This is a genomic window from Trebonia sp., from assembly GCF_030042015.1.
GTDB lineage: Bacteria > Actinomycetota > Actinomycetes > Streptosporangiales > Streptosporangiaceae > Trebonia.
This window is the reverse complement of the sequence record NZ_JASIAL010000207.1, coordinates 1-3,318: the sequence shown is the minus strand read 5'-3', so window position 1 is coordinate 3,318 and position 3,318 is coordinate 1. Positions and strand designations below refer to the sequence as shown.

The 3,318-nt window shown below is 72.5% G+C and carries 3 protein-coding genes, 1 tRNA gene and 1 pseudogene; all 5 read right to left on the bottom strand.

The window, feature by feature from the left end; all coding sequences use genetic code 11:
• Positions 1 to 226: 226 nt before the first annotated feature.
• Positions 227 to 309: transfer RNA gene (locus tag Q1N79_RS10715), tRNA-Leu, on the bottom strand.
• A 44-nt stretch (positions 310 to 353) separates the two neighbouring features.
• Positions 354 to 824, bottom strand: a complete 471-nt coding sequence (gene bcp, locus Q1N79_RS10710; RefSeq protein WP_300607665.1) for a thioredoxin-dependent thiol peroxidase — start codon at positions 822 to 824, stop codon at positions 354 to 356.
• 187 nt (positions 825 to 1,011) lie between these two features.
• A complete protein-coding gene (rdgB, locus tag Q1N79_RS10705; protein ID WP_300607662.1) occupies positions 1,012 to 1,656 on the bottom strand; it encodes an RdgB/HAM1 family non-canonical purine NTP pyrophosphatase in 645 nt (214 codons plus the stop codon).
• Positions 1,649 to 2,368 (bottom strand): ribonuclease PH, encoded by a 720-nt coding sequence (rph, locus tag Q1N79_RS10700; protein ID WP_300607659.1) that lies wholly within the window; start codon positions 2,366 to 2,368, stop codon positions 1,649 to 1,651. The genes rdgB and rph overlap by 8 nt, the downstream gene beginning before the upstream one ends.
• Positions 2,369 to 3,070: 702 nt before the next feature.
• Positions 3,071 to 3,318, bottom strand: a pseudogene (locus tag Q1N79_RS10695) (MFS transporter); the annotation flags it as partial.

The following is a 3,318-nucleotide window of genomic DNA, read 5'->3' as shown; positions in this document are numbered from 1 at the left end:
TGACCGCCCGCGAGCCGGTGCACGTCGTGTCGCAGCGCCTCGGCCACGCCTCCCCGATGGTCACGCTCACCGTTTACGCGCACGTGCTGCCGGGTTCCCAGCGCGAGGCCGCAGGAACGTTCGCCCGGCTGATCGAGGAGGCCCGCAGTGCGTGAGCCGAGTGTCAAACCGGTGTCACGGCCCTCTGCCGGGCCGGATTACCCGGCGCTCACCTGCGCGGATGCTGTGCGGGCGGGGGGACTTGAACCCCCACGGTGTCGCCACCAACAGGACCTAAACCTGCCGCGTATGCCATTTCGCCACGCCCGCGCGCCGGCCTGGGCGCTCGCGCCCGTGCCGGAGCATATCTGAACTCAGACGCCGAGGTCCGCGCGCAGGCGCCCCACATGCCCGGTGGCCTTGACGCCGTAATACGCCTTCTCCACCTTCCCGTCGGCGCCGACCACGAACGTCGAGCGGATCACGCCCGTCGTCTTCTTCCCGTAGTTCATCTTCTCGCCGTACGCCCCGTACGCGGACAGCACGCTGCGGTCGGGGTCGGACAGCAGGGGGAACGTGATCCCCTCCTTCTCGCGGAACTTCGCCAGCTTCGCCGGGGCGTCCGGGGAAATCCCGAGCACGCTGAGCCCGGCCGACTGCAGGTCCGGCATGCTGTCGCTGAAGTCGCAGGCCTCCTTCGTGCATCCAGGGGTCATCGCCGCCGGGTAGAAGTACACGATCACCCGCTGGCCGCGCAGCGAGGACAGCGAAACCAGGTTGCCGTCCGCGTCGGGCAGCGTGAAATCCGGCGCCTCGTCGCCAGGCTCAAGCCGCTTTCCGGTCACCAGGTTCCCTCCTTATACCGGGCCGGGAAAGCCCACGGTATCGCTTCCGCCCGGCGGAGGGTAACTGGAGGCGCGAGATGGTCTTTTGGCGTTGCGGCCCCAGGCAGCGAGCCTATTGGCGATGGGGTCCGCAACTTCAATACGACCGCCCGGCCCGCTGCACAAATCGGGCATGCCGAGTGGCGGGCTAGGTCTGGGTGACCTGGGTGGCGATGACCGGGGCCAGGGCGCGGAACGCTCGGCCGCGGTGGCTGATCGCGTCCTTTTCCTCAGGGGCGAGCTCCGCCGTGGTCAGCGACCCGCCCTCGGGAACGAAGATCGGGTCGTAGCCGAAGCCGTTGCTGCCGCGGGGCACGCGGGTCAGCGAGCCGGCGAGCACGCCCGTCGTCGTCCACTCCTGGCGCGGCGCGCCGTCGTCCGTGCCTGGCTCAGGGGGCAGGACCAGCGCCGCGACGCAGACGAACTGCGCGCCGCGGGCGGAGACATCGGAAAGCTGGCCGAGGACTAGGTCCAGGTTGGCCTTATCGTCGCCGTGCCTGCCCGACCAGCGCGCGGAGAACACCCCGGGCATGCCGTGCAGCGCGTCCACGCACAGGCCCGAGTCGTCGGCGACGGCGGGCAGGCCGGTGTACGCGGCGATGGCGTGGGCCTTGAGCAGCGCGTTGTCCGCGAACGTGAGGCCGCTCTCGGCAACGTCGGGCGCGCCGGGGAACGAGTCAAGGCCGGCGAGGCCGTCGGCGAACCCGGCGGCGTCGAGGATGCGGGAGAGTTCGGCGAGCTTGCCGCGGTTCCGGGTAGCCAGGACCAGGCGGGGAACTGCCGGATCAGCCATTGAGGGTTTCGGCCTGCCGCCGGGAAAGCTCCGCGCATCCGCACTCGGCCAGGTCGAGCAGCGAAGCAAGCATCGCCCGCCCGAACGGCTCGCGCTCCGCCGTCCCCTGGATCTCCACGAACTCGCCGGACCCGGTGCAGACCACGTTCATGTCGGTCTCCGCCGCCGAGTCCTCCTCGTAGCACAGGTCGAGCCGCGCCTCGCCGTCCACGATCCCCACGCTCACCGCCGACACCGACGCAACCAGCGGGGATCCCTTGCAGCGCCCCCGTGCCTGCAGCCAGGCGACCGCGTCGGCCAGCGCCACGTAGCCGCCGGTCACCGCGGCGGTCCGGGTGCCCCCGTCGGCCTGCAGCACGTCACAGTCGATGATGATCGTGTTCTCCCCCAGCGCCTTGTAGTCCACGCACGCCCGCAGCGCGCGCCCGACAAGCCGGGAGATCTCCTGGGTCCGGCCGCCGAGCCGCCCCTTGACCGACTCCCGCTCGCCGCGGGTGTTCGTCGCGCGGGGCAGCATCGCGTACTCGGCGGTCACCCAGCCAAGCCCGCTGCCCCGCCGCCAGCGCGGCACCTCTTCGGCGACGCTCGCCGCGCACAGCACCCGCGTGGCGCCGAACTCGACGAGCACAGACCCCTCGGCATGCTCCAGCCATCCGCGGGTGAGCCGCACCGGGCGCAGCGCGTCCGCCGCCCGTCCATCTGGTCGTGACATGCCGGCCAGCCTACCGGGCGCAGGGGACATGAGGCGCGGGGAACAGGACCGCGCCCACCCCGGAGCAGGTGCGCCGTCAAGGCGCAGCCGGGGGGTTCCGGGGGGTCGCCCCCGCGGGCTAGTGAGCCGGTCCCCGGTTGCGGGGTCAGCGTGCAGTCGCCTGCTCCGGCCCTGCGCTGTCCCGGCTGCCCCGGGCACACCGGGCACACCGGGCGCCCCGGCGGCACCGCGGTTTCCTCCGCCGCCGGGCCCCGCGTGTACCCTGCGCCGCCCTGCGTCGCGCGCCCGGCGGGATGCCTGAATTAACTGCCCAGGGGATGACGGATGACGCTTGACTCAGGCATCTGCGCGCGGCGATCGCGGCTGCCCGGCACGGGTACCCGCGGATGAGCCGGATCTGTGCCCGGCCGTGACCCCCCGCCATCCCCTGCCGCCCGTGCCGCTGGCGTGCCCGCCCGGGGGATGCGCCTCATGATCACGGGCCGAAGGCGGCCGCAGGCGGTCCCCGTTGACCCGTGATCATGGTCCATGAGCGGCTTCCGGGAGGTGGTTCACCGCTGGACGGGGAAATGTCCGCTACGGGCCCGCCGCTGGCGCGGTTGACTCGTGACCTGCCCTGCGCCGCGAGGGGCCAGCGGCCACGGCTGGCACCTTCTGTGACCGAAGACTGCTCACGTGGTGACCGCAGCACTCACGGCCGGCTCACCAGGCGCGCGCGGCCGCCAGCCGCCGCAGGCCGCCCACGCAGACCACTGCGCTCGCGACCGCGCAGCAGGCGGCGAGGACGTAGCCCCACCGGGGGCCGAAGCCGGACAGCGTGAACCCCGCGGCGATCGCGCCGCACGCGACCCCGATGGAGAGCCCGGTGGACAGCCACGACATGGCCTCGGTGGTCCGCCCGGGCAGCGTCTGCGACTCGAGCACGCTGAACCCGGCGATCAGCGCCGGCG